The organism is Streptomyces muensis, from assembly GCF_021474425.1.
Classification (GTDB): Bacteria; Actinomycetota; Actinomycetes; order Streptomycetales; family Streptomycetaceae; genus Streptomyces; species Streptomyces muensis.
Window position 1 is genome coordinate 1 of record NZ_JAKEIP010000557.1, and the last position, 1650, is coordinate 1650.

Below are 1650 nucleotides of genomic sequence, written 5' to 3' on the forward strand. Positions count from 1 at the left end.
GCCCCGGCCGGAGCCGCGGCCCCCGCTGCGCCGGGCAGGCGCCGTCCTGCCCGGCCTGTCCGCCCTCCGCGTGCCGTCCCTGCTCTCCGTACTGCCCGTCCTGCCCGTCCTCGCGGTCGTCGCCCTGCTCGGGCTGCCGGTCACGCCGGGCAGCTCCGCGACCGCCGCCGACGCCGCCTCGGGACTGGTCGTGCTGTGTGCGCTCGTGCGGGTCGTGAGAGGGGCGCGGCGTCCGCTGACCCGGACCGCTGCGATCCTGTTCGGGCTGCCCGTGGTGGGTGTCGCGGTCGCCGCCGCGGGGGCGCTGACCACCAGTGACGCGCTCACCGGACTGGCCCGCTATCTCCAGGTGTTCGTGCTCGTCCCGGTCGGGGTGCTGCTGCTGGTGCGCGACCGGCGGGGCGCCCGGCTGGTGCTGTGGTCCCTGGTCGGCCTCGCGCTGTGGCAGGGGGCCATCGGCGTACGCCAGAACCTCACCGCGACCGGGGCCCTGTACCAGGGGGCCGACATCCGGGCGGTGGGCACCTTCGGGCCGTCCGACGTGATGGGGATGGCGACCGTCGTGGCGTTCGGAGTGGTGGCCGCCACCGGTCTCGCCCTCGGCACGCGGGCACGCCGGCAGCGCCTCGTGGCGGCCGTGTGCGCGGTGGCGCTGCTCGTGCCGCTCGCGCTGTCCTTCAGCCGGGGCGCCTGGATCGCCACGGCGTTCGCCTGCGGGGCGCAGCTGCTGCTGGTCGGGGTGCGGCGGGCGGCGAAGGTGTTCGCTGCGGCGGCCGCGGTCGCGGTGGTGCTGGTCGGCGGGCTCGGCGTGGGCGCGGCGACGTTGCAGGAGCGGCTGACCAGTGTCACCCAGGTCACCGACGCGCCGGACCAGTCGGTCGTCGACCGGTACACGATGTGGGCCGCGGCGGGCGAGATGTGGCGCGGGCATCCGTTGACCGGCGTCGGGCTGAAGGCCTTCCCCGCGCACCGGGACGGCCATGCCTCGCTCGCGCTGTCATCGGGCAGCGACACGGCCGGCGCCGGCCAGGCCTTCCGCCGCCAGCCGCTGCTCTCCCCGCACAACATGTACCTGCTGCTCCTGAGCGAGCAGGGCATGCTGGGTCTGCTCACGGTCGCGGGCAGCTGGTTCGCCCTGCTGGTGATCGCGCTGCGCCGGCTGCGGCGGAGCGGACGCGCCGTGCGGGACTGCGCTCTCCCGGCGTGCGGGCTGCTGCTGTGGCAGCTCGTCAACTTCCTGTACGCCGACATCGGCGGCCCCTCCACCATCCTCGCGGGGATCTGCCTCGGCCTCACCGCCTGGTGGGCCCTGGGCCGTGTCACGGAGGTCCCCGAAGCGGAAGCCCTCGACGCGAAGGTCGTCACGGCGGTCCCCGCCGCAGAGGTCCCGGTCGCGGAGGCCCCCGACACGAAGATCACCGACCGGGCGACGGCCCCGACCGCGGAATCGGGCGGCTCGCGATGAGGCCACGCCCGGCGACGACCGCGAGCGCTCCCGAGCAGGGGCCCGACGGGGACGCCCCGCCCGCCGCCGAGGGGTGGGTGGCCGCCCCCGCGGCGCGCGAGCGGTCCGCGTCCGCCGAGGTCGGCGTCGAGGACAAGGACGTGGTGGAGATCGGCCGGCCGCAGCTGGACGGCGTACGGCCGTAC

2 protein-coding genes are annotated in these 1650 nt (G+C 76.3%); both read left to right on the plus strand.

Going from position 1 to position 1650, the window contains the following annotated elements; genetic code table 11:
• The first annotated feature begins 46 nt into the window (after window positions 1–46).
• Entirely contained in the window at window positions 47–1465 is a 1419-nt protein-coding gene (locus tag L0P92_RS44295; RefSeq protein ID WP_234768788.1) for an O-antigen ligase family protein, read from the plus strand.
• Window positions 1462–1650 (plus strand): hypothetical protein (locus L0P92_RS44300; protein ID WP_234768789.1); only part of this gene is annotated, 189 nt, incomplete at its 3' end. The genes L0P92_RS44295 and L0P92_RS44300, both read left to right, overlap by 4 nt.